General features: G+C 58.2%; 23 protein-coding genes and 3 pseudogenes. 16 read left to right on the forward strand and 10 right to left on the reverse strand.

Translation table 11 applies throughout. From position 1 onward, the window contains the following. Positions 1-78: 78 nt before the first annotated feature. Together folE and ACVWZF_RS01390 are read right to left on the reverse strand one after the other, a co-directional pair. Positions 79-648, reverse strand: a pseudogene (gene folE / locus ACVWZF_RS01385) (GTP cyclohydrolase I FolE); the annotation flags it as partial. Between the two features lie 232 nt (positions 649-880). Beyond that, positions 881-1,612 (reverse strand): SDR family oxidoreductase, encoded by a 732-nt coding sequence (locus tag ACVWZF_RS01390; protein WP_011431860.1) that lies wholly within the window; start codon positions 1,610-1,612, stop codon positions 881-883. Positions 1,613-1,854: 242 nt separating this feature from the next. Between ACVWZF_RS01390 and ACVWZF_RS01395 the strand changes: the two genes are divergently transcribed. The 5 genes from ACVWZF_RS01395 (at position 1,855) to ACVWZF_RS01415 (ending at position 6,958) form a co-directional block, all read left to right on the forward strand. Continuing rightward, the gene (locus ACVWZF_RS01395) at positions 1,855-3,078 is read left to right on the forward strand and encodes an ABC transporter ATP-binding protein (RefSeq protein ID WP_011431861.1); all 1,224 of its coding nucleotides are present in this window, start codon (positions 1,855-1,857) and stop codon (positions 3,076-3,078) included. A gap of 161 nt (positions 3,079-3,239) precedes the next feature. Then, on the forward strand, positions 3,240-3,983 hold the full coding sequence (locus ACVWZF_RS01400; protein WP_414417307.1) for an NUDIX hydrolase: 744 nt from the start codon (positions 3,240-3,242) through the stop codon (positions 3,981-3,983). A gap of 672 nt (positions 3,984-4,655) precedes the next feature. Next, complete coding sequence (gene trxA, locus ACVWZF_RS01405; protein WP_011431863.1) at positions 4,656-4,997, forward strand: thioredoxin; 342 nt, start codon at positions 4,656-4,658, stop codon at positions 4,995-4,997. A 126-nt stretch (positions 4,998-5,123) separates the two neighbouring features. Further along, positions 5,124-6,194: an LOG family protein gene (locus ACVWZF_RS01410; RefSeq protein ID WP_457410632.1), complete on the forward strand. Its 1,071-nt coding sequence runs from the start codon at positions 5,124-5,126 to the stop codon at positions 6,192-6,194. Between the two features lie 62 nt (positions 6,195-6,256). Then, on the forward strand, positions 6,257-6,958 hold the full coding sequence (locus ACVWZF_RS01415) for a phosphoribosylanthranilate isomerase (RefSeq protein WP_011431865.1): 702 nt from the start codon (positions 6,257-6,259) through the stop codon (positions 6,956-6,958). A gap of 16 nt (positions 6,959-6,974) precedes the next feature. On the opposite strand, the gene ACVWZF_RS01420 is transcribed toward ACVWZF_RS01415, so the two are convergent. The 5 genes and pseudogenes from ACVWZF_RS01420 to rbfA all read right to left on the reverse strand — a co-directional run bounded on the left by ACVWZF_RS01420 (position 6,975) and on the right by rbfA (position 10,098). Continuing rightward, a complete protein-coding gene (locus tag ACVWZF_RS01420) occupies positions 6,975-7,502 on the reverse strand; it encodes a DUF4115 domain-containing protein (RefSeq protein WP_369791766.1) in 528 nt (175 codons plus the stop codon). Between the two features lie 132 nt (positions 7,503-7,634). Beyond that, positions 7,635-7,847, reverse strand: a pseudogene (locus ACVWZF_RS01425) (helix-turn-helix domain-containing protein); the annotation flags it as partial. Positions 7,848-7,912: 65 nt separating this feature from the next. Further along, on the reverse strand, positions 7,913-8,737 hold the full coding sequence (locus ACVWZF_RS01430; RefSeq protein WP_457410635.1) for a pseudouridine synthase: 825 nt from the start codon (positions 8,735-8,737) through the stop codon (positions 7,913-7,915). Between the two features lie 41 nt (positions 8,738-8,778). Next, positions 8,779-9,312: a hypothetical protein gene (locus tag ACVWZF_RS01435; protein WP_457410636.1), complete on the reverse strand. Its 534-nt coding sequence runs from the start codon at positions 9,310-9,312 to the stop codon at positions 8,779-8,781. 351 nt (positions 9,313-9,663) lie between these two features. Further along, on the reverse strand, positions 9,664-10,098 hold the full coding sequence (gene rbfA / locus ACVWZF_RS01440; RefSeq protein ID WP_457410637.1) for a 30S ribosome-binding factor RbfA: 435 nt from the start codon (positions 10,096-10,098) through the stop codon (positions 9,664-9,666). A gap of 187 nt (positions 10,099-10,285) precedes the next feature. On the opposite strand from rbfA, the gene ACVWZF_RS01445 reads away from it, so the two are divergent. From ACVWZF_RS01445 to ACVWZF_RS01455, 3 genes and pseudogenes are all read left to right on the forward strand, one after another. Beyond that, complete coding sequence (locus tag ACVWZF_RS01445; RefSeq protein ID WP_414341860.1) at positions 10,286-10,501, forward strand: hypothetical protein; 216 nt, start codon at positions 10,286-10,288, stop codon at positions 10,499-10,501. A gap of 127 nt (positions 10,502-10,628) precedes the next feature. After that, positions 10,629-12,092, forward strand: a complete 1,464-nt coding sequence (locus ACVWZF_RS01450; RefSeq protein ID WP_457410638.1) for a cryptochrome/photolyase family protein — start codon at positions 10,629-10,631, stop codon at positions 12,090-12,092. Positions 12,093-12,258: 166 nt separating this feature from the next. Next, positions 12,259-13,163 (forward strand): annotated as a pseudogene (locus ACVWZF_RS01455) (IS630 transposase-related protein). 68 nt (positions 13,164-13,231) lie between these two features. Here ACVWZF_RS01455 and ACVWZF_RS01460 read toward each other — a convergent pair. After that, positions 13,232-14,491, reverse strand: a complete 1,260-nt coding sequence (locus ACVWZF_RS01460) for a molybdopterin molybdotransferase MoeA (protein ID WP_457410639.1) — start codon at positions 14,489-14,491, stop codon at positions 13,232-13,234. A 331-nt stretch (positions 14,492-14,822) separates the two neighbouring features. On the opposite strand from ACVWZF_RS01460, the gene ACVWZF_RS01465 reads away from it, so the two are divergent. The 7 genes from ACVWZF_RS01465 to ACVWZF_RS01495 are packed head-to-tail and all read left to right on the forward strand — an operon-like array spanning position 14,823 to position 18,795. Continuing rightward, positions 14,823-15,185, forward strand: coding sequence for a cation:proton antiporter subunit C (locus ACVWZF_RS01465; protein WP_457394871.1), 363 nt, complete (start codon positions 14,823-14,825; stop codon positions 15,183-15,185). Further along, positions 15,178-16,650 carry a cation:proton antiporter gene (locus ACVWZF_RS01470; RefSeq protein ID WP_457410641.1) on the forward strand — a complete coding sequence of 491 codons (1,473 nt, stop codon included), beginning with the start codon at positions 15,178-15,180 and terminating at the stop codon, positions 16,648-16,650. Before ACVWZF_RS01465 ends, ACVWZF_RS01470 begins: the two co-directional genes overlap by 8 nt. Next, complete coding sequence (locus ACVWZF_RS01475; RefSeq protein WP_041436089.1) at positions 16,634-17,038, forward strand: Na+/H+ antiporter subunit E; 405 nt, start codon at positions 16,634-16,636, stop codon at positions 17,036-17,038. The genes ACVWZF_RS01470 and ACVWZF_RS01475 overlap by 17 nt, the downstream gene beginning before the upstream one ends. Next, positions 17,035-17,286 carry a hypothetical protein gene (locus ACVWZF_RS01480; protein WP_011431878.1) on the forward strand — a complete coding sequence of 84 codons (252 nt, stop codon included), beginning with the start codon at positions 17,035-17,037 and terminating at the stop codon, positions 17,284-17,286. The genes ACVWZF_RS01475 and ACVWZF_RS01480 overlap by 4 nt, the downstream gene beginning before the upstream one ends. A gap of 19 nt (positions 17,287-17,305) precedes the next feature. Continuing rightward, the gene (locus ACVWZF_RS01485) at positions 17,306-17,587 is read left to right on the forward strand and encodes a monovalent cation/H(+) antiporter subunit G (RefSeq protein ID WP_457410642.1); all 282 of its coding nucleotides are present in this window, start codon (positions 17,306-17,308) and stop codon (positions 17,585-17,587) included. Between the two features lie 9 nt (positions 17,588-17,596). Continuing rightward, positions 17,597-18,118: a DUF4040 domain-containing protein gene (locus ACVWZF_RS01490; RefSeq protein WP_414357736.1), complete on the forward strand. Its 522-nt coding sequence runs from the start codon at positions 17,597-17,599 to the stop codon at positions 18,116-18,118. After that, the gene (locus tag ACVWZF_RS01495; RefSeq protein ID WP_457410643.1) at positions 18,115-18,795 is read left to right on the forward strand and encodes a Na(+)/H(+) antiporter subunit B; all 681 of its coding nucleotides are present in this window, start codon (positions 18,115-18,117) and stop codon (positions 18,793-18,795) included. Before ACVWZF_RS01490 ends, ACVWZF_RS01495 begins: the two co-directional genes overlap by 4 nt. Here the strand turns inward: ACVWZF_RS01495 and ACVWZF_RS01500 are convergent. Then, on the reverse strand, positions 18,790-19,056 hold the full coding sequence (locus tag ACVWZF_RS01500; protein WP_238376844.1) for a PIN domain-containing protein: 267 nt from the start codon (positions 19,054-19,056) through the stop codon (positions 18,790-18,792). The two genes, ACVWZF_RS01495 and ACVWZF_RS01500, sit on opposite strands and share 6 nt — an antisense overlap. Before the next feature lie 157 nt (positions 19,057-19,213). Further along, positions 19,214-19,447, reverse strand: coding sequence for a FitA-like ribbon-helix-helix domain-containing protein (locus ACVWZF_RS01505; protein ID WP_071818136.1), 234 nt, complete (start codon positions 19,445-19,447; stop codon positions 19,214-19,216). A 279-nt stretch (positions 19,448-19,726) separates the two neighbouring features. Between ACVWZF_RS01505 and carB the strand changes: the two genes are divergently transcribed. Then, a complete protein-coding gene (carB, locus tag ACVWZF_RS01510; RefSeq protein ID WP_011431882.1) occupies positions 19,727-22,975 on the forward strand; it encodes a carbamoyl-phosphate synthase large subunit in 3,249 nt (1,082 codons plus the stop codon). Positions 22,976-23,097 lie beyond the last annotated feature (122 nt).

A 23,097-nucleotide genomic window follows, 5' to 3' on the forward strand; every position in this document is an offset into this window, starting at 1 on the left:
TTTGCGTCGATCTTAGGCTAGCATTCCCCGCCTGAGCAGAGGCTTAACCCACTCACCGACAAAGCTCCGGGAAGCTCCCTAAAAATTGGACGGATGGCGAATGAGACTCAGAAACTCTTCGCGGGTACGGGGATCCTCCTGAAACACCCCCACCATCGAGCTGGTGACCGTCCAGGAGCCGGCCTTTTGTACCCCCCGCATCACCATGCACATGTGGGTAGCCTCGATAACCACCCCCACCCCGTAGGGATCCAGCACCTCCATCAAGGCCTCAGCAATTTGCCGTGTCAGGCGTTCCTGAACCTGCAGGCGGCGGGAGTACATCTCGACGATACGGGCAATTTTGCTTAGGCCCACCACCTTTTGCTTGGGGATGTAGGCCACATGGGCTTTGCCGATAAAGGGCAGCAGATGGTGCTCGCACAGGCTAAACAGAGACACATCCCGCAACAGCACCATCTCGTCATGGCCCTCATCAAAGATGGCACTGTTCAGTAGCTCCTCCAAAGACTGCCGATACCCACTGGTCAAAAACTTCAAAGCCGCAACCACTCGTTCCGGGGTTTTTCGCAGCCCCTCCCGTTGGGGATCCTCCCCGATCCCCCGCAGCAGCGTCTCCACCGCCGCCACCATAGCCGGATCTGAGACATCCGAGCTACCCAATTCTTCTTCCGCAAAAGTGGCTCGATCTCGAATCACCCGAGACTTGAAATGGGCTTTGTCATCCATTCGAGATTGCGAGCCAGATCCGGGTTTCGCAAGGGTCATAGCAGGATATTCCTTGTTGAACGAAAGGCTAAGAGAACTCAGTGCAACTCAGCTCAAGGGGCATCCAGTCAAAAGCTGCGATAGCCAAGACCATCCTCAGTCAGGGGCAAGCCTAAAAGGCTCCCACCGCAGGCATGAAGGTGAGATCTTCCACCACCGCGCCTGTGGGCAACCGAACAATATAGGTAATCAAATCGGCTACCCATTCCGGCGAGAGCATTTTGGAACGGTCGAAGTTGACCCCTACCGTGCCCGTATCCCAGAGGGACGTGTCCACGGCACCAGGGCACAGGCTGGTGACCCGAATGCCATGCTGTCGTTCCTCTTCGGCCAAAGCTTGAGAAAAGCCCATTAGGCCGAACTTGCTGGCACAGTAAGCTCCCCAGTTGGGAAAAGCTCGCTTGCCCGCAATCGAGATGACGTTGACAATCGTGCCGCAGCGCTGCCGGCGCATTCCGGGAAGTACGGCTTGGGCACACAGAAAAGCTGCCGTCAAGTTCAAGTCGATCACTCGCTGCCAATCCGACAAAGGTAAGGTGGCCAAAGGGCCAACGTGGGCCATGCCCGCATTATTGACCAAGACATCGCAGACGCCAAATCGATCCAGGAGAGCCTGCAACTGCTGGGGCAGAGCTGCTAAGTCGGCCAAGTCCATGGGAAAAACCGCTGCCTTGCCGCCCTGGGCTTGGATTTGGGCTTGCACCGCCAGCAGATCAGGTTGGGAACGGGCCACCAGAGCTACTGCTATCCCTTGTCGGGCTAGGGCTAGGGCTACAGCTCTGCCGATCCCTCGACTGGCCCCTGTAATCAGAGCACGTTCGGGAAACTTTGTCTCAAAACTCATTTACAACAAGCCTCTGGAGTGCGCCACACAAGCAAGCGCCGCCCAGGCCTGAGAAACTTCGTTAACTAAGTTTAACACTGATTTTCCGCTGCTTCGCTTGGAATCAGGGCGAGGCGTAGAAACCTTATTCTGTCCTGCTCAAGATCTGGCTGCTGGCTGTTGGATCTCGATCCGGTTGGACGGGATCCGGGGACATGGTAGTGTGGTAAAAATAGTGAAAATCTTTTGCAACAACAACCGTCATGGCTGAGTCTTTGTTTTCTCCAAGCCCCACTGCCGCGCGGGAGGATCCCTCCTACATCCTTCAGCTTGAGGGCATCAGCAAGGGGTTTCCCGGCCAGCGGCAGTTGGTTTTGCGGGAAGTCGAGTTTCGCCTGCCCCAAGGAGACATCCTCAGCATTGTGGGCCCATCAGGTTGTGGGAAAACCACCTTATTGCGCACCATTGCCGGATTTGAGCAGCCGGATAGCGGGCGGATCCTGCTGGGGGGGCAGGTTGTGGCTGGGGAGGGGCAGTGGATCCCACCGGAGCGACGGGGAGTGGGGCTGGTGTTTCAGGATTTTGCCCTGTTTCCCCACTTGAACGTGTTGGCCAATGTGATGTTTGGCCTCCGACCCACTACCCCGTTTGCGTCGGCGGCAGGGGGTGGCAATCGCTCCTCCTCAACTGAGTTGCGAGCTGAGTTGCAAGGCGCTGCCCAACAGGCGCGGGAACGCGCTTACGAGGTGTTGCGGTTGGTGGGCCTGGAAGACTACACCCATCGTTATCCCCACGAGCTTTCGGGTGGGCAACAGCAGCGAGTGGCTTTGGCGCGGGCTTTGGCCCCCAAGCCCAGCTTAATTCTGTTGGATGAGCCGCTGAGCAATTTGGATGTGCAGGTGCGCTACTATCTGCGGGAAGAAATCCGCAAAATCCTCAAGCAAACCCAGACCTCGGCCATTTTTGTCACCCACGACCAAGAGGAGGCTCTCTGCCTTTCCGACTGGGTGGCGGTGATGCGGGAAGGCCGTATTGAGCAATGGGGATCCCCGGAGGAGGTTTACCGGGAGCCGGCTACTCGCTTCGTGGCAGAGTTTATTACCCAGGCCAACTTTCTGCGCTGTGAGCGGCGGGAGTTTGGTTGGCAGGCTGAAGAGCTGCTGCACATCCCATTCCAGGCTTTGAGGGATCAGCCCGACCCCAGCTTGCGCTGCGCAGAGTTGATGGTTCGACAGGAGGAGTTGCATTTGCATCCTGATCCTCAGGGCGGCATTGTCATTCGGGATCGACAGTTTTTGGGGCGAGAGTACCGCTATTCCCTGATCACAGCAGCCGGCAAAGAATTGCACGCCCTAGCCCGGGAAGCCCTGCCTGTGGGCGCGCGGGTTCACATTGCTGTTGGGCAAGGTCGGCTGTTCCCCCTCGCTGAGGGGTCCTCCGTGGCTGAAAAAGAGCCAAATCGCGCAAAAAGTAAAAGTGTTGCCTGAGTCGGGGTTCTTTTGCACACCTTTAGCAACCCATCTTCCCCGCGACACGAAAGCCTTCGCCCCAGATAGGGCTTAGACTGGCAAGACGGTGGTCCAGGCTGGTAGCTCCCTCTGGAGGGACAAACTGGGTAGGCTGTTGGTGGAGGATTCAGTGCCAAGCTATGCAGGGATCCCGCATCGTGGCAGGCCCATCGGAGAACCGGATCGCCTTGGCGGAGTTCCGGGTGGGCGTGGATGCGGTCATTTTCTCCATCGACACTGAGCAGAATCGCCTCCTGGTGCTGCTGGTGCGGCGGCGGGAGGATCCCTTCCGCGGTTGCTGGGCCCTGCCAGGAACACTGGTGCGGCGCTCAGAATCCCTAGAAGCAGCGGCCTACCGCATCTTGGCGGAGAAAATTCGTGTTAAAAACCTCTATCTGGAGCAGCTCTACACCTTCGGGGGGCCGGAGCGGGATCCCCGCGAGGCCGAGGATGGCTATGGAGTGCGCTACCTGTCGGTCAGCTACTTTGCCCTGGTGCGGTTCCAGGATGCTGAATTGCTGGCAGACGGAGTGGAGGGCATTGCCTGGTATCCCGCCGACCAAATTCCCTCTTTAGCCTTTGACCACGAAGAGATTTGCCGCTATGCCCGCCGTCGCCTCTGCGCCAAGTTGGAGTACAGCCCGATTGCCTTTGACATTTTGCCCGCCACCTTCACGCTAGGGGAGGTCTATCAGCTCTACGGCACCGTTTTGGGCGAGGGGTTCTCCGACTACTCCAATTTTCGCGCCCGCCTACTGAAACTGGGTATCTTGCAAGATACCGGCCAGAAAAGTTCCCAAGGAACAGGCAGACCGGCAACCCTCTACCGTTTTGATGCGGCTGCTTTCGAGAAAATCCGTCATAAGCCGATGGTGTTTGTCTGAAGGCCGTCTGAGGGATCCCGGCTCGCCAAGGCCAAGCTGGCCAGATCGGTTGGTATAGATTGGCTTTTATTCAAAGGGAGTTCCATTACATGACCACCTAGACAAAGGTTTATGCCTTGATCATGGTCATTTCAAGTTAGGCTGAGACACTTCCCAACTACTCCGCGTCGCTTCCACAACTATCCTCAACCCCTCTTCCAATGGAACAGTTTCATTCCTCGTTAAAATGACTACAGTCGTTTCAGGTTAGGGTGAGACGCCTAGGCTACTGAGAAAAGCTTTCTAGCCCTTTGCATTATTGCTCCGCAACGCTGACGCGACCAAGGTTTTAGGTGTGGGTGCAGTGTCCTAGTTTGAATCAAAGTGACCATATAGGATAGGAGCAGCCTGGTCATGACGCACTCAACTATCCCGGGAACCTTGCCAAGACAAATCTTTTGATGGATGCCGTAGAAGCCTGCTTCAGCACGGCTCAGATGCTTTCGGTGCCGTCCCCAAACTGCCTAGCGCTGCGGTTGGCTGAGCGAAGGTCTCAGGCCGGGATCCCAAGGGACAGTTCCTTTGGCGAACGCTCCGTGTAGTAGCAATGGAACAGGCTGAGGTCACCAGCAGCCTGGGGGCTGTGCTAAGATCAGAGACCGTGACAGGTGTTGTTTCAGGAGTTATCCAGGCATGTCTGCAGCAATAGATATCGCTGATGCCACCTTTGAGGCAGAGGTGCTGCGCAGCGATATTCCAGTTCTGGTTGATTTTTGGGCACCTTGGTGTGGCCCCTGTCGGATGGTGGCTCCTGTGGTTCAGGAGATAGCTGAGCAGTATGTTGGCAAAGTTAAGGTTGTAAAAATCAACACCGACGAGAACCCTCAAACTGCCAGCCAGTACGGTATTCGCAGCATTCCCACCCTGATGTTGTTCAAGGGCGGCCAGAAAGTGGATGTGGTGGTTGGCGCCGTACCCAAGGCAACTCTGACCACGATCCTGGAAAAGCACTTCGACACACCTGCCGAAGCCTGAGGACAGCCCTGAGGCCAGGAGCCTGGATGTTTCAGAATGTAACTTTTGGGTTCTGGATTAGAACCCAGCTGCCATTTTGTGCCGAGAACTGATTAAAGTAATTCCAGAGAACTTTAGGATCCCAGCTTGACCGATTCTGTTTCTTCCCTTCTGCGAGAGGTTTTTTCCAACGCTGAGACTCGCCTAAAGCAGTTGGAGCATCACCCCAACCGGACAGCCTGGCTGCGTATTTTGCAGTCGCTGCAGCGCATGGGATCCCTAGAGCTGAGCCGTTTGGATGCCAAGATCTTGGCGGCCACTCTTGAGGATCTGGAGCAGGGGTTTGCCGCCTTCCAAAACTACGCTCATCAACGCAAGATCACCGTTTTCGGGTCGGCACGGCTAGGGCCAGAAAGTCCCGAATATCGCCAGGCCCAGTTGTTCGCCCACTGCATCAGTCAACGGGGGTTCATGGTGATGACGGGGGGCGGCAGCGGCATCATGGAAGCCGGCAATCGAGGGGCAGGGCTGGAGAACTCTTTTGGGCTCAATATCCAGCTTCCCTTCGAGCAAATGGCCAATCCCGTCATTGCTGCCAGCGATCGGGTTATCAACTTCAAGTATTTCTTTTCGCGCAAGCTCTTTTTTGTTAAAGAAACTGACGCGCTGGTGCTTTTTCCCGGCGGTTTCGGCACTCAGGATGAAGCCTTTGAATGCCTAACCCTGATGCAAACCGGCAAAACCAAGCTCATGCCCTTGGTGCTGGTGGACAGAACAGGTGGCTGCTACTGGAAAGAATGGGACGAATACGTGCGGGAGCACCTGCTTGGTCGCGGCTTGATCAGCCCAGAAGATCTCTTCCTCTACACCCTAACCGACGACGTGGAAGATGCCTGCCAGCAGATTGTCGATTTTTATCGCGTCTTTCACAGCAATCGCTACGTGCGGGAGCTCCTGGTTTTGCGCTTGAACACCAGACTCTCACCGGAAGCCCTAGACATCTTAAACGAAGAGTTTGCCGATATTCTCGATTCGGGCCGGATCGAGCAAACTGGGGCCTTGCCGGAGGAAGCCGAGGAAGATATTGCCCATCTGCCACGGCTGGTGATGCACTTCAACCAGCGCAACTTCGGACGGCTGTGGCAAATGGTGCGCCGGATCAACAAGCTTCACCCGGAACAGCCGGATCCTCTGCAAATGCGCCCTGAACAAAAGTAGATGTATCAGCGCTCTCAGAACCATCCAAGAACCAGCAGCCAATTGTTTTGGTGGTGCTCCCAATGGGCCGGTTGTTTGTCAAAATCTGCGGCATCACCCGTCAGGATCAGGCGGAGGCCATCGCCGCGCTGGGGGTGAGTGCCCTTGGGTTCATCGCGGTGCCCAATACCCCCCGCTATTTGCCCCTCTCGGAAATGGCTCGTTGGGTGGGATCCCTGCCCGGCCCTGTGGAAAAGGTGGGGGTCTTCCTGGATCAGGATCCCCGCGCCATCGCCGCCTGGGTGGAAACGGTGGGCCTCACGGCTGTCCAGTTGCATGGCCAAGAATCCCCGCAGGATTGTCAGCAATTGGGGGAATGGCTTCCCGGGATCCGCCGCATCAAGGCCCTGCGCGTCCGCCAGCCGCAAGATCTGGAAGTGGCCAATCTCTACCGAGACTGTGTGGAGATGCTGCTTTTGGATGCTTATCACCCCCAACAGGCGGGGGGAACGGGGCGAACCCTGAATTGGCCAGAACTTGCTCGCCTTTCGCGTGAGCGGGCTCTGCCCTTGCCTTGGCTACTGGCCGGTGGTCTGAACCCGGACAATGTTCTGCAGGCGCTCAGCCACCTGCAGCCAAGCGGCATCGACCTCTCCAGTGGTGTGGAACGTCGGCCAGGCGATAAAGACATCGACAAAGTCCGGCACCTGCTGCAGCAGCTTGGCTCCCAAGGGTGGGAGATTGCTCCTACTCTGCCGCCGATAACGCCAAGCGCAACGGGATGATCATTTGGCTGGGTTCCTACTGCAGCGACTGAATATCCAACCCCGGCTCGAACATCAGCTCTTTCACTTCCCCAAATCGGCCCATCACTCCAAGCTCCCGGTCGTTAAAGGTCACCAACACACCGCCCGCATTGCCGGTACGCAACACGATTGACTGCTCCGCTTCCCAATTCAACTCGGCCCCTGGCTGTAAGGTGGCCTCAAAAACCGTTTGCCCATCGGCGATGACCCGCAACCAGGAAGGGCGCTCCACAACGCGAATATCCAGACGCACCGGCTTGCGCCCCGCCCCCCCTGAGTGAGCATCCAAGACCTCGGGGAAGACGCCCTGAATGCGCGTCCATTGGTCGAGGGTGGGAAACAGTTGGCGGGCCGTGGGCTGAACTGCCGACAGAGTGGGATCCGGGGAGTTGGCAGCAGGCGGTTGCTGGCCGGATCCCTCCCGACTGACCGTTGACAGGCTCACCAGCCAACGCCCAAAGGGATTGCCTGTGCCTTCCAAAAGAGCCGACAATCCCCCCACCGTCAGCACAATCAGCACCACATAAGCGGCCCAAAGGTGGAGAGGACGCAGGGCAAAGGTAGGTTGCTGGCCGACAACGGCAAGAGGAGCTGGCGCGTGGGGCGTTTTGGCCGATAAAAGCGGAGAAGCACGCCGAGAGAGGGTTTCGCCATCCAACCCCAAATAGTCGGCATAGCGCTTGAGAAACCCTTGCACATACACCGGCTCCGGTAACCGGCTCAAGTCAGCTTCCTCCAGCGCCTGCAGATATTGGCAGCGAATGAAGGTATCGTTAGCTACTTCTGTCAACGTCAGTCCCCGTGCCTCCCGTGTTTGCCGCAACAGGGATCCCAGGGCTTCTAAAGAGTGTGCTGGCTCTTGCATCATTTGGCCACCTGCGGAAGAAAGGAGGCTACTGTGAGAGTTTGCACTCAGTTAGAGGCTCTGACGAGCTAATCGCGTGAGCGGGCCGGAGGCCTTAGAGGGCGCTTCCCGAGCGAGGATGAGCTGCTGTGCCCGGTGAGAGGGGCCAGCAAAGCTTGGAGCTCATGGGGATCCAACTGGCGGAACTGGCCTGCTTTCAGGTTGCCCAAGCCCAGTGGGCCAATGGCCTCCCGATGTAAGCTGAGCACCGGATGCCCAAGACGCTCCGCCACCCGCCGAATTTGCCGGTTGCGTCCCTCAAACAACACCACCCTCAGCCAGGAGCAATTGGGATGCTCCCTTTGCCGGAAATCCGGGGCAGGACAAAACTCCACCTCCGCCGGCAGAGTGGTGTACCCCTCTAAGTCTACTCCGTCTCGCCAATGTTGCAGAGTGGCCTGACTCGGATGCCCTTGTACCTGTACCCGGTAGGTTTTGGGCAGATGATAGCGCGGATGGGTCAGCTTCAAGGTCAAGTCGCCATCATTGGTGAGCAGCAAAGCGCCACTGCTGTCCGCATCCAGCCGGCCCACCGGGTAGAGGCGGGTTTGCCGTTTCCAAGATGGGGGGAGCAGATCCAGCACCGTCTTGCGTCCCCAAGGATCTGCACAGGTTGACAAAACCCCCACTGGCTTGTGCAGGAGCAAAACATAGCGCGCCGGATCCTTGGCCAAAGGGATCACTTGCCCATTCACCTCGATGCGATCCCGCTCTGGGTCGGCTTTGGAGCCCAGCTCAGTGACCACCTTCCCATTGACCCGAACGCGCCCGGCCAGGATCCAGGCTTCCACCTGGCGACGCGAGGCCAATCCCTGCTGAGCCAAGAGCTTCTGTAGCCGTTGGGGTTCTGCCATGGGGATTTGAACAGCAAAAGCAGCAACCGAAGCTGGGGGTGCTAGGCGGCAGAGCCTGAGGCGTCTGGCCCGCTTGCGCGAACGGGGTTGGAGAGCCGGTCGGACAAATCAGCAGAATTGGAGGGCAACAGCAGCATCTCCGACTGAGACTCTGAGTTTCCTCCTAGAGAATAGCTGAGGCCACAGTCGAACTCTTCTGCCAGCCGACAGACTTCCTTGAGATCTCCCACCGACCAAATGCTCCAACTGCTGCGAATTTGGTTATCCACCCACACTTCCACGCGATTGCCTTCGATGTGCATGATGCGCTTGGGCTTGGCTTCTGAAGGGCAACCTGCAGGCTCGGCCAAGGCCTCCGGCCCGCTCACGCGAAGGGAAGATTTTTGCCTCAAGGCCCCCAGAGCCGCCATGAGCTGCGGCAGAGCCAGCAAAAGGTGCTGAGTGGCCTGTTGGGGTTGCCCTTTCAAGCAGGAAACCAAAGCTTCGGCAACACTCTGGTTTAGGGCCTGCAGAGCTTGGAGTGGAGTAGCACCCCCTAGAGAGGGATCCGGTTGCAGTGGGCTTTGAACATCCATGAAAAGGCAGGAAAGGCATGGACAGCAACCTTACAGCCCTTTCGCAGGTTGACCACAACAACGCTGCTGCCCTTTGGAGCAGAGCGCTCTGGTTTGCGCAAGTGTGCCGCAGACATGGAGTCCTGTACGGATAGACGATCGGGGGAAGGGCTGTATAGCTCCCTTAAGCCTAACAAATCCAAAAACTTCAGGGCCCGCTTACGCGACACGAACGGTAAAAAATCTTTCTTTCATGTTGTCCGCATTGCTGCAAAGCAAAGGCCCCTCTATCTAGTGGCCATCAAGGCAGATCCTTTGCTCTCTCGTGCAAAGCAGGCTGAGCTCCAGCGCGGATCCCTCGAAATGGTGCAACTATTCGCCGCTCGATTCGTTTTCTTCGCCCTCGGCGGTGTCCTCTAGCGGTTCCTCAACCCCAGTCTGGGCCTTGGCCTCAAAGGTCGGTCTCAGTTGGTTAAGCAGAGCCAAAACGCGGGATCCCCGCTCCAAAGAGCGATCCTGCAAAAACACCACCGTTGGCACCCGTCGCAGGCTGAGGCGCTGGCCGATTTCCCGCCGCACAAAGGGTGTGGCCGCTGCTAGCCCTTCCATAGCTCGGTGTTGAGCTGTCTCATCCCCATAAATGCTGACGAAGATGCGGGCGTTTTGCAGATCATTGGAAACCTCGACATCCACAATGCTGACCATCCCTGCCCCAACCCGGTCATCTTTGATCTCCGAGAGCAGGATTTGGCTGACCTCTCGTTTGATCAGCTCTGCTACCCGTGCCACCCGTCGCGCTGTCGCCATTTTTGGATACCTAGGCTAACATCATCCGCAAGCCTGCTCTGGCTGGTGTGGAGCTCAGCCCTTGCCGGCTCGATCCCAAGAACAGTAGCCAATGCTACGAGCATCTCTTCCTTCCACCTTTATCCTGAGTCCATGTCCATCTTGCCTTGAGTATGAATACCTAAAGCCATCGATGGATGGAGACGTGATGATCAAGACGCCAGAGGCGCTGCGGCGCTCCATTGAGCAGTTCATGCTGAATGTGACGGAGCCGCTTGACCCGTTGCTCTCGCTGAAGCTGACTCAGCTGGTGGTGATGTTGGGGGATACAGCTTACGCGATGGGATACAGCGATGGCCAGCAAAAGCCGGATGAGCGCTGCCGCTATTGTCCCAGTCGGGTGTTCGACAGTCTAGAGCTTTGATAGGGTTCTTCAAGGTTCTTTACAACGCAGTGTAGCTTCTGGCTGCCCAGGATCCCGGCCTTGGGGGGGGTGAGTTGAAAGAGGCGGTGGAAACCGGCCAAGATGGGATCCCATTGCTTGGTAGCCTATGACTTCCCCCGTTTTGCTTTGGCATCGTCGCGATCTGCGGTTAGGGGACAACACAGCTCTTCATGAGGCAGCCCAGCGCAGCGCTCAGGTGGTGCCTGTCTTCATTTTCGACCCGCAGATGCTGAGACGGTCGGACATGGCCCCAGCTAGGGTGGCCTTTTTGCTTCAGGCTCTGCAAGAGCTCCAAGAGCGCTACGCCCAGATGGGGATCCCACTGATCTGGCGGCTGGGAGATCCCTCGGTGGAGTTGCGGTGCTTGGCCACAGACCTGGGAGCCAGGGCCGTGTTTTGGAATGCCGATGGGGAGCCGTTCGCCCTACAGCAAGAGAGTCGAGTGCAGGCCAGTTTGGCCGCAGCCGGGATCCAGTCCTTCTCCTACCAAGATATGCTGCTGCACGGGCCGGGGGAAGTGTTGACCCAGGCGGGGGAGCCCTATTCGGTCTTCACTCCCTTCTGGCGCAGGTGGGCGAGCTTGCCCAAGCGGGATCCCTACCCAACCCCCGAGGGTCTGCAGCCGGTATCGGGACTAAAAGCGCAGCCTCTACCGACTTTGGCAGATTTGGGCTTTGTCTGCGACCAGCGGATCCCAGCAGCGGGGGAAGCAGCGGCTCAAGCCCTTTTGGAAGACTTTTGTCAGGGTTTGCGCATTTTGGACTACGAGCGAGCCCGCAACTTCCCGGCTGAGCCGGGCACTTCTCTACTGAGCCCCCACTTGTGCTGGGGAACGATCGGCATTCGCCAGGTGTGGCAAGCCACGCGGGAGGTGGAAGCCGAGGTGCGCAGCCAAGAGGCCGAAAGCAGCTTGCAAACTTGGCGGCAGGAGCTGTGCTGGCGAGAGTTTTACAAGCATGTCTTGGCCCACTGGCCCCACGTGGAAACCGGAGCCTATCGACGAGCCTTCGACGCCCTGGAGTGGGACAATCGGCAGGACTGGTTTCAGGCCTGGTGCACCGGTCAGACGGGATACCCCATCGTGGATGCGGCCATGCGCCAACTGAACGAAACTGGCTGGATGCACAACCGCTGCCGCATGATTGTGGCCAGCTTCCTGACCAAGGATCTGCTCATCGATTGGCGCTGGGGGGAACGCTACTTTATGCAAAAGCTAGTGGATGGGGATCTGGCGGCCAATAACGGCGGTTGGCAGTGGAGCGCCAGTGTGGGCACGGATCCCAAGCCCCTGCGCATCTTCAACCCGGCCACGCAAGCAGCCCGCTATGACCCGGAAGGAGAGTACATCCGTCGCTATCTGCCGGAGCTGGCACGGCTGGATACGCCGGCTCTGCTGTGGGTGGGAGATGACCCCAAGGGAGCCTGGGCTTTGCGGGAACGGCGAAGTTGTGGCTATCCGGATCCCATTGTGGATCACAAGGTGCAGCAGCAGGCGTTCAAACGGCGCTACCAGGCGGTGCAGCAGGCCTACTCTAGGTCTGTTCGAGACGGTCTCCCCCCTCCTTCCTAGTCCTCTGTGCCGCTGCCCCCTCTCTCGACGACGGCAGACAAAAGGCAAGACAGGTGCCATTTGAAATGACCACAAAGCAGGTCTGTGTAGTTGTAGTCAATTCAGTTGACAATGAGACGGTGTTAAAGGCAAGATGACGTGGGGGTAGACCTCAGGAGGAAGCTTCATGACCTATAGCTTAGACCTGAGAGAGAGAGTCGTAGGGTATGTCCAGGAAGGGGGCAGCCCCACTGCAGCTGCACAGATGTACAAAGTCAGTCGTGCAACGGTTTATCGCTGGCTGAACCGAGAAGACCTGAGGCCGACAAAAGTCAAGACTCGGAAGCGAAAGATAGACTTGGTCGCTCTGCAGCAAGACGTAGAACAGTACCCAGAAGCTCGACTGAAGGATAGAGCCCAGAGGTTTGGCGTCCATCCCAGCGCTATTTACTATGCTCTTAGGAAGATGAAAACAACGCGAAAAAAAAGAGTTAAGGCACTGAGAGCGGGATTGGCAAGAGAGAATCCAAGAGAGAATCAACGACTCTAGGGTCTTGAGGGAGTTGGTTCAGAAGTATGGAAGTGAGAGTTTAGCTTACAATGGGCTCTGCACCGCTGACGCGAATGATGAGAGAATGACGAGACAGGGTTTGGGGAGATACGCACCTGTTTTATGCTTGGCCAAAGAGAGGGGAGAAAGTTTATGGGAAGAGAGAGAGCTGAGTAGCCGGTAGGAGGAAGGAGAGAGGGGGTTTGATAGCCCCGACGCTTTTTCAAGTAGCTCGAATGCGGAAGAATTTGAGGGACACTAAATGCCGAGTTTGGAGAGGACATCTGTATTGACTCTGGGCAATGGGCCGATTCAAAGGCCTAGGGCCTGCTCGGCGAACGGAAGGGAAGGATAAAGGATTTGATGAAAGCGGCAGGGCAGGAGGTGGTTTTTTGCTGAGGCCCTCGCCAGACTTGAATGAGATTGAGGGTGACTTTAGTGCTCTCAAGAGGGCAAGGATGCATGCTGATAGAGGAACTTCTGTGGATGAAGTGATAAGGCCTGCGGTCCGCTGTTGCAGACGGAACTGTTGTACTGGCTAGCGTCTCATTGTTATTTGGATTGACTATGGCGGCTATTCCAGCAGCAGCGAGAGGAGGGCTAGGGATCTTCAGGGCAGTTGCAGCACCTGAACGGGCGAACCAGCAGGGATCTGGGTTGTCCCTACTGGCAGCACAGCCAAGGCATTACAGCCGGCCAGACTGATGAGATTGCCGGAATTGAGGTTGGCGGCGGGCTGAAATTGGATCCCCTCAGGCCTGACCTGCAGCCGTCCCCAGAGGTAGTGTTCCCGCTGACCGTCGGCATGCAGATCCACCGGGCTGAAGGCGGAGAGGATCTGCCAGTAGGGGGGCAGGGATCCGCCCATTTTTCGCAGGGCCGGGTGCAAAAAGCGCCAGAAGGTCACCAGGGCAGAGGCAGGGTTGCCCGGCAGGCCAAAGTAGAGCTTGGGGGGGCCGTGGGGATTGGGAAAACGAGCCACCGTCAGGGGTTTGCCCGGCTTGATGGCCACGCTGCGGATGAAAATCTCGCCTCCCAACTCCTCCAGCACCTTTTCCACCAGGTCAAAATCCCCCACCGATACCCCTCCGGAAGAGATCACCCCATCGGCGGAGGCCAGGGCCTGCTGGACGACCTGCCGCAACACCTGGAGCCGATCCGGCACGATGCCCAACTGGATCGGGATCCCACCCGCTGCCTTGACCAGAGCCGCCAGGCCGTACTGGTTGGAATCCACGACCTGCCCCGGCCCCGGCACCTGCTGGATGGGCACTAGCTCATCCCCTGTCGAGAACAGGGCCACCCGAGGCTGACGAAACACCGGCACCATCGCCTGTCGGATGGCGGCCAAAACGGCTAGCTCCGCTCCGCCCAAAGCCTGCCCTGCCGGCAGGAGGGGATCCCCCTGGCGGGCAAAGTCTCCCTGAGGCCGGACAAATTGGCCCCGCTGCGGACGCTGCAAGAGGCGAACGGTTCCTGGCGAAGGTTGCTGCGTGTATTCCTGCATCACCACGGTGTCCGCACCGCTGGGCAAGAGGGAGCCGGTGTAGAGACGCACCGCTTGTCCAGGCTGGAGCTCTCGGGTGGGTGCCTTTCCGGCGGGGAGAGTCTCGATCACCTGCAGCTCACAAGGGATCCCCGCTTGCACATCTTCATGGCGCACGGCATAGCCATCCATACTGGAGGTGGGATGGGCCGGAAAATCCTGGGGGCTATACACAGTTTGGCTGAGAACGCGGCCTTGGGCGGATCCCAGCTCCACCCACTCTGTGCCCAGCGGCTGAACCGCCTGCAAAATCAGGGCTTCTGCTTCGGCCACCGGCAGCATCACGGCTTTTAAACCCCCTTCTCCAACACCTTTCTTCAGCATCCAGAAGTCGGTTCCGCCAAGGCCATTAAAAACAACTTAAACTGCGGACAGCGGCCATCAATTCCGACCTTGGCATGAGAAGTGTATGACCAGGATCCCACCAAGCCCCAGAGCTGGCAAGAAGTCGCAGCAAGTTGCCCATTGGGAGCTGCAGCTCTTTCGAATTCGGGATCCCGGTCTTGTTGGGGAGATGGGGATCCCGGCAGCGTTGCAGCCGGCCACAGGCTATCTGGCTGCCGCGGCTGCGGAAGCTGGATACTGGTCACGTAGCGGGCGTAGCCTTAGAACGACTGAGCCACCAGATAGCTCGAGCGCAGCAAGCGAGGTGTCCATGTTAAGTGCCGCCGTCATCCTCACGATCTTCCTTGGCTTCTGGGGAGTCGTGGTCAAGCGCAACCTATTATTGAAGATCCTATCTATGGATGTTATGAGCACCGGGGTCATCGCCTTCCTCGTGATCTGGGCAGCCCGGAGCGGTGTGTTCACCCCCATCTACAAACCCTGGCGCGAGCTGGACTATGCCGACCCGGTGCCTCAGGGGATCATCCTCACGGCTATCGTCATTGGCCTATCGGTACAAGCCTTGATGTTGGTGGGGGTGATGAAGCTCTCCCGCAATCATCCCACCCTCGAAGTCGAGAGCATCGAACAGGCACTCGCGTCAGGGGCGCGGAGCACTTTTACCGATGACTGAGCTGACGCTGGTGTGGGTGGCATTGCCCTTTCTGCTGGCCTTCACAACCTACTTGATGCCAGCCCTAACCCGTCCCAGCCTGGTGGGGATGGCCGCGCTGACGGTGGTCTATGCGGTGCAGCAGGGGGGCTTGCCCGGCACAACCGCCACACCCCTGGAGCTACAGCTTTTGGATCACTTCGGGGTGACGCTGCGGATCGATGCCAATGGAGCAGCGATGCTCTTGGCTCACGGCCTGGTCACGCTGGGGGTGGCGCTGTATTTGGATAGACGCTTTGCGGGCAGCCGCTTTCTGGCCATGCAGCTACTGATCGTGCACGGTAGCGCCAACGCCGTCATCATCAGTGCTGACCTGATCAGCGTCTACGTTTCCCTGGAGGTGCTCAGCATCGGCGTGTTTTTGCTGCTGACCTATGGGCGGCGGGCTGAGGGCCAACCCACAGTGGAAGAAAATGCTCCGCACCGCGATCGCCAGCTCTGGGTGGGGCTGCGCTACCTTTTCATGAGCAATGTGGCCATGCTCTTCTACCTGATGGGCGCAATCCTGGTCTATGTGCGCACGGGATCCCTGGCGATGAGCAGTTTGGCTATGGCCGACCCCACGGCCTTGGCGCTGATTGCTGTGGGTCTTTTGGCCAAGGGGGCGATCTTCGTTGCCGGCCTGTGGCTGCCCCTCACCTACGTTACCGCGGATCCCGTTGTTGCGGCGGTGCTCAGCGGTTTTACGACCAAAGCAGGAGCCATGGCTTTGGTGCGCTGCAGCGAGGCTTCGCCGGTCTTGGCCCAGGGGTTGCCCTACTTGAGCGCCGGTTCAGCCGTTTTCGGGATCCTACTGGCCCTGATGGCGAGCACGCCCCAGCACCTTCTCGCCTGGAGCTCGGTATCGCAGATGGGATTTGTGATTGCTGCCCCTCAATGGGCAGGTTTGTACGGTCTTGCCCATGGGTTGGCAAAGCCCTTGCTGTTTGTTGGAACAAGCGTGACCCATCCCTGGCGTTGGCCGATGCTGCTCTTGGGGACGGCTTCCCTGGCAGGGGTACCCGGCAGTTTGGGGTATGCGGCCAAGGCCCTCAGCTTGTCTGCTCTGGATCCCTGGCACGAGTGGCTGCTGGTGGGGGTTACCGTCGGCACCACTTGTTTAGGCGTGCGAGTGCTGCGGGCACCTGTTTCTCCAATGAAGGGGGCAACCACCTCTGCAACTACTTGGCAAGATAAAGTGGCACTGGTGCTTTGGGGTGGGGGCTTGCTCTGGGGCTGGCTACCGGCGGCCTATGGCGCTGACAATCTTCTCAAGGCGCTCCTCAGTTTGGGCGTTGGGATCCCCCTAGGCTGGTTTTGGGAGCGGATCCCTTTGAAGGGAGGGTCGGTGAACGAAGGGCTGGAAGCAGTGGTGGGCGGCTTGAGCATAGTGTTGGTGCTGGTTTGGGCTCTGTTAGCTGTGGGGAACTATGGGACGCTACCCTGAGTTGGGTCTATTGGAGATCGGCCTGCGGCTCTTGATTTGGTTTTTGCTGACGGGCAATCTGAGCTGGGACAATGTGGCCATCGGGGTGGCGGCAACGTTGCTGCTGCCGCGCCAGGCTTCCGCACCGGTGCAATGGCGGGATTGGGGGCGAGTGCTCCAGGAAATTCTTCTCGCCATCCCAAGAGCCTACTGGGAAGCCTTCGAGATGATCCTCAAGCCCCACACTGTTGAGGAAGTTGTATACAAACAAACCCTGCCCAACCGTTCAGCAGGGCTGGTGTTTCTGGATATCTTTTTAATTACCTTCACGCCCAAAACCATCGTGCTCAATTGCAATGCCCAAGGCACTTATGAAGTCCATGTGCTCAAGCCGCGGGAGGACGTGTGAACCTACTGCTGTTTCTCCTGACCCTAACGCTGTGCTTGCCCCTGTATGCCGCTTGGCTGAAGGAAGATATTTGGCAGACGATGCTCGCCTTTGCCAGCTTGGCCACAAAGACGGCCATCCTGATTTTGGTGGTGTCGGTGGTGCGGGATGATTGGATGATCGGGATTGTGGGGGTTTTGATTTTGTCGGTGGGCAATGCGGCCTTAATGCTCTTGGCCCATGTACTGAAGCGGCTGGAAATGCTCTAGAAACGCCCTGGGGGTAAGTATGGAAGTCTGGGTGGAAGGTCTGAGCTATCTGTTGTTTGGGGTTGGTGTGCTGTTTTGGCTGTGGGGAACGGCGCCGCTCCTTGGGGATCGCTCGATTTTGTTCAAGCTGCACAGCCTTTCCGTGTCGGATACCCTGGGCTCGATGAGCATCATGCTGGGGCTGCTGTTGCGGATCCCACGGGAATGGCCCCTGTTGGTGTTGGCACTGATCTCCCTGGCTATTTGGAATACCATTCTGGGCTATGTGCTGGCGTTTTGCTCGCAGCGCAAGTCCCTATAGGAGGGTAGGATGGAAGAGACCCTGTTGCTGGTGATGGCGTTACTCCTGCCCCTGACGGCAAGCTTGGTGGTGACTCAGACCAATCCCTACCACGCCTTGGTAATGCGAGGGATCCTGGGGACGATTGCCGCCCTGATCTATGCGCTGTTTGGGGCGGCGGATGTGGCCCTGACCGAGGCACTGGTGGGCACCATGCTTTCTATTACCCTCTACGCCATTGCGGTGCGCTCTTCGCTGAGTATGCGCCTGGGCGTTCTTGAAGGCAGCCCTGTGCTGGAGGCCAGTACCTCAGCAGCACGGCAGTTGTTACAGCAGATGCGCCAAGGGCTACAGCGGTATCACATGCGCTTGGAGTTGGCCGCCTATGGGAGTTCGGAGGCGTTGGTGGCTGCTCTTCGCAGCCGAGAGGTACACACCATTGCCCTTGAGCCCGGTGGAGAAGCAGCAGAGTATCGCCTGGTTACACGCGTACCCCGCCTGCAGGCCATTTTGGCGCAGCAAGCTCTGGCCGCTGAGGTGATGGCGACATGAAGTGGGTGTACGGGATAGCGGTGCTGCTGGCAGCCCTACAGCTCATTGTGGGCGAGGTGGGATCCGTGTCCCCCAATCCCACAGCGGGCGTGGCCTTAGTCGAGGCAGTGGAGATTCTGGCCAGCGAAAGCGGTGTGCCCAACGCGGTGACGGGTCTCATTCTGCGCAACCGCCTCTACGATACGGTCTTTGAAGTGGTGGTGTTTTCCACGGCGATTTTGGGCGCCCAATACCTGCTGGCGGATGAGCAGCCGACAGCCAATGTAGCTCAATTTACCGATATTCCCTCGATTGTGTTGGCGCGAGTGGGAGCCACCATTTCGGCTTTGATCGCGGTGGAGCTTGCCATTCGAGGGCACCTGACGCCGGGCGGAGGCTTTGCTGCCGGGGTGGCGGGGGGGACGGCCATTGGCTTGGTGGCGATCACCGCCTCTTCCACCTGGATGGAGGCCATCTACAAACGGTGGCGGGCTGCGATGTGGGAGAAGCTGTCGGTGGTGACGTTTATCGGGGTGGCCGTGGTGGCTCTGGCCGGCTGGGAATTGCCCAGAGGGGAGTTGGGAGCTCTGTTTAGCGGCGGCTGGATCCCGATTCTCAATATTCTGGTGGCGATCAAAGTGGCGCTGGGATCCTGGGCGGCAGTTTTGATCTTTATTCGCTACCGCGGCTTGTTATGAGGGTCTAAATGGGTTAATGAGAGGTACCCCTGTCCCGGCAAAATCACGGACATTGCGAGTAACCAGGGTAAGTCCGTAAACCAAGGCTGTAGCAGCCAGTTGTTTGTCAATCGCATTTTGAGAGTGAGGTACGCACAGGCTTCCCCATACCTGGGCTTCGGTAATTGTGAAATCAAGAATGTGATCGGCATAGTCATCGACAACCGTTTGCAGCCACCTCTCCAGAAGGTTGGCTTGCAGATGATCGCCGCGATGGCGCATGAGTTCAACGCCTCGGCGGAGTTCGCCCAGCGTGATCACCCTAGCGTGGTCACACTAAATGTAGAGGCGGGTCTCTTGCTCAATGGCAGTTTGAAGAAATTCTTGAACCCCGGAGTTGGTTTGACTGTGCTTGCGCAGCTCACTGATAGCGTTAGTGTCAAGCAAATACGTCATGGGCAGTGTTATCTTGCACCCGCTCAAAGTCTGAATCGTTGCCAACGTTAGGTATCGATCTGAGCACTTCGGCAAAGGACTGTTTCGCAGGCTGGAGTAAGACTTGCTCTAGGATTTTGCGGTGTTCGGCCTCTGCACTAACGCCGTGACGACTAGCCCTTTGTTTGAGAGCTTTGACAATGGCTTCGTCAACATTGCGAACAATTAACGTGGCCATAGAGCGTTTCCTCGATCGGCAGATCCCTGGGCGGCTTTGCTGCGACGATAGCATTGATATCATCTAAAGTTCAAGTTTTCCCGTCTATTGATACTGATGAAGAAGCTGCCCTTTTGCGGGTTGCCCCAGAGAACTCCTGCCTGCCAGGGATCCAAGCTCTGCCTGCTGTGCATAGCCTTTGAAAGCGCAACACTCAAAAAAGAGGGATCCCGATGAGCAACTTGACCTGCAGGTGACCTCTACAATAGAAGGCTGACTCTGCCACCTGGTGGGATCCCTATGCCGCGCCGCACCGATATCCACAAAATCTTGCTCATTGGAGCGGGGCCGATCGTCATTGGCCAAGCCTGCGAATTCGACTACTCGGGCACCCAAGCCTGCAAAGCCCTGCGGGAAGAGGGCTATGAGGTCGTTTTGGTCAACTCTAACCCCGCCACCATCATGACGGATCCCAGTATGGCGGAGCGCACCTACATCGAGCCGGTGACGGTGGACTTTGTGGCCAAAATTATCGAGCGGGAGCGCCCTGATGCTTTGCTGCCCACCATGGGCGGCCAGACGGCCCTCAACGTGGCGGTGCAACTGGCCCAGCAAGGGATCCTGGAGCAGTACGGGGTGGAGTTGATTGGGGCCAAGCGGGAGGCCATTGAAAAAGCCGAAGACCGGGATCTCTTCAAGCAAGCCATGCAGCGGATTGGCTTGGCCGTGCCCCGCTCTGGCCTGGCCCACACCCTGGAAGAAGCCAAGCAGATTGCCCAGGAGATCGGCTATCCCCTCATCATCCGCCCGGCCTATACCCTGGGGGGCACCGGTGGTGGGGTGGCTTACAACCAGGAGGAGTTTGAAGAGATCTGCGCTGCCGGCTTGGAGGCCAGCCCCGTTTCCCAAATCTTGGTGGAAGAATCGGTCATCGGCTGGAAGGAGTTTGAGCTGGAGGTGATGCGGGATCTGGCGGATAACGTGGTGATCATCTGCTCCATAGAAAACATGGACCCGATGGGGGTGCACACCGGCGACTCCATCACCGTGGCCCCGGCCCAAACCCTCACCGACAAAGAATACCAGCGGCTGCGGGACTACGCCATCGCCATCATGCGCGAAATTGGCGTAGAGACCGGGGGATCCAACGTGCAATTTGCCGTCAACCCTGCCAACGGCGAGGTGCGGGTGATCGAGATGAACCCGCGGGTCTCCCGCTCTTCTGCTTTGGCCAGCAAGGCCACCGGCTTTCCCATCGCCAAAATTGCCGCCAAATTGGCAGTGGGCTACACGCTGCCGGAGATCCCCAACGACATCACCCGCAAAACTCCGGCCAGCTTCGAGCCCACCATCGACTATGTGGTCACCAAGATCCCTCGCTTTGCTTTTGAAAAATTCCCCGGCGCAGAGCCGGTTCTCACCACCCAGATGAAATCGGTGGGGGAGGCGATGGCCATTGGCCGCACTTTTCAAGAATCCATCCAGAAGGCCCTGCGCTCTTTGGAAATCGACCGTCCCGGTTTTGGCAGCGATAGGCCGGAGGTTTTCCCCAAGCCGGAGGAAGTGCGGGCCAACCTGCGCACCCCCAACCCCTTCCGCCTGCTCACCATCCGCACCGCTCTGCTCATGGGCTTTTCTGCCCAGGAGATTGCCCAACTCACCCACATCGATCCCTGGTTTATCGACAAGCTACAGGAGTTGGTGGAGGTGGAGCAGGCCCTCAAGGGGCGGGAGCTGGGATCCCTGAGCGCTGACGACTTGAGACACCTCAAGCAAATGGGCTTCAGCGACCGACAAATTGCCCACCTAACCGGATCCACGGAACATCAGGTGCGGGCCTGCCGCAAAAGCCTGGGGGTGATCCCCACCTACAAAACTGTAGATACCTGCGCCGCCGAATTTGAGGCTGCTACCCCCTACCAGTACTCTACCTACGAGAGCGAGTCGGAGATTTTCCCGGCCCGCAAAGAGAAGGTGATGATCTTGGGAGGTGGCCCCAACCGCATCGGCCAGGGGATCGAATTCGACTACTGCTGTTGTCATGCTGCCTTTGCCCTCAGCCGCCTGGGTTACGAAGCGATCATGGTCAACTCCAACCCGGAAACCGTTTCCACCGACTACGACACCGCTGATCGCCTCTATTTTGAGCCGCTCACCCATGAAGAGGTGATGAACTTGGTGGATGCTGAGCAGCCGGTCGGCCTGATCGTGCAATTTGGCGGCCAAACCCCGCTCAAGCTGGCGCAGGGGCTGGCGGCAGCCCAGGCTCCCATCTGGGGAACTTCCCCCGACTCCATCGACATTGCTGAGGATCGGGGGCGCTTCGAGCGCATCTTGCGGGAGTTGGATATTCGCCAACCGGCCAACGGCATTGCCCGCAGCGTGGAAGAAAGCTTGGAAATTGCCCGCCGCATCGGCTATCCGGTGGTGGTGCGGCCCAGCTACGTCTTGGGGGGACGAGCCATGGAGATCGTCTATTCCGACCAAGACCTGCAGCGCTACATGCAACTGGCGGTGGCGGTGGATCCGGATCGTCCGGTGCTGGTGGATCAGTTCCTGGAAGAGGCGGTGGAGGTGGATGTGGATGCCATTGCCGACCGCACCGGCGCTGTTACCATCGGCGGCATTCTGGAGCACATCGAGCAGGCCGGGATCCACTCGGGCGATTCGGCCTGTGTATTGCCCAGCCGCACCCTCAGCCCCGAGGTGCTGCGGGTGATCCGCGAGTGGACGGTGAAGTTGGCCCAAGCTCTGAAGGTGGTGGGCCTGATCAACGTGCAATACGCCGTCCAAAAAGGCCAGGTCTATATCCTGGAGGCCAACCCGCGCGCCTCTCGCACCGTACCCTTCGTCAGCAAGGCTATCGGCCATCCGCTGGCGGACTACGCCGCTCAAGTGATGAGCGGCAAAACTCTGGAAGAGCTGGGCTTTACCCAGGAGGTGATCCCCTCCCACATTGCCGTCAAAGAAGCGGTTTTGCCCTTCCACAAGTTTCCCGGCACCGACACGCTGCTGGGGCCGGAGATGCGCTCCACCGGTGAGGTGATGGGCATTGACACGGACTTTGGCCGCGCTTACGCCAAAGCCCAACTGGCGGCGGGGCAGAATCTACCTCTCCAGGGGACGGTGTTCATCAGCGTCAGCGACCGGGATAAACAGGCGGTCATCCCGGTAGCCCGCGAGTTTGTGGGGCTGGGCTTTCGCCTGTTGGCCACCGAAGGAACCCAAAAAGTTTTAGCCGAACACGGGATCCCGGTGGACAAAGTCCTCAAGCTGCACGAGGGGCGGCCCCACGTCATCGACGCCATCAAAAACCATCAGATTCAGCTCATTATCAACACTCCTTCCGGTGTCGAGGCGCAGCAAGATGGCCAAAAGATCCGCCGCACTGCCCTGGCTTACAAGATCCCTCTGGTGACAACCCTGGCAGGAGCCAAAGCCACTGCGGCTGCCATCCGTGCTTTGCAGTCGGGATCCCTGCAGGTGAAGTGCTTGCAGGATTTTTTTCCACCCAGGAATGCCCCAAGCAAACTTCTGGAAGCCCCATGAAGAGCCCATAGGGTCTTGCCGGCAGGAGAAAAAGCGGATCCTGAACGACTTCTCTTTCTTGAACCCATCCTTAAGAAACGTCTGCTCAAGCTTGGCTGCCATCAACTGCCAGTGACCGACCT

It is taken from the genome of Thermostichus sp. OS-CIW-30 (assembly GCF_054060215.1).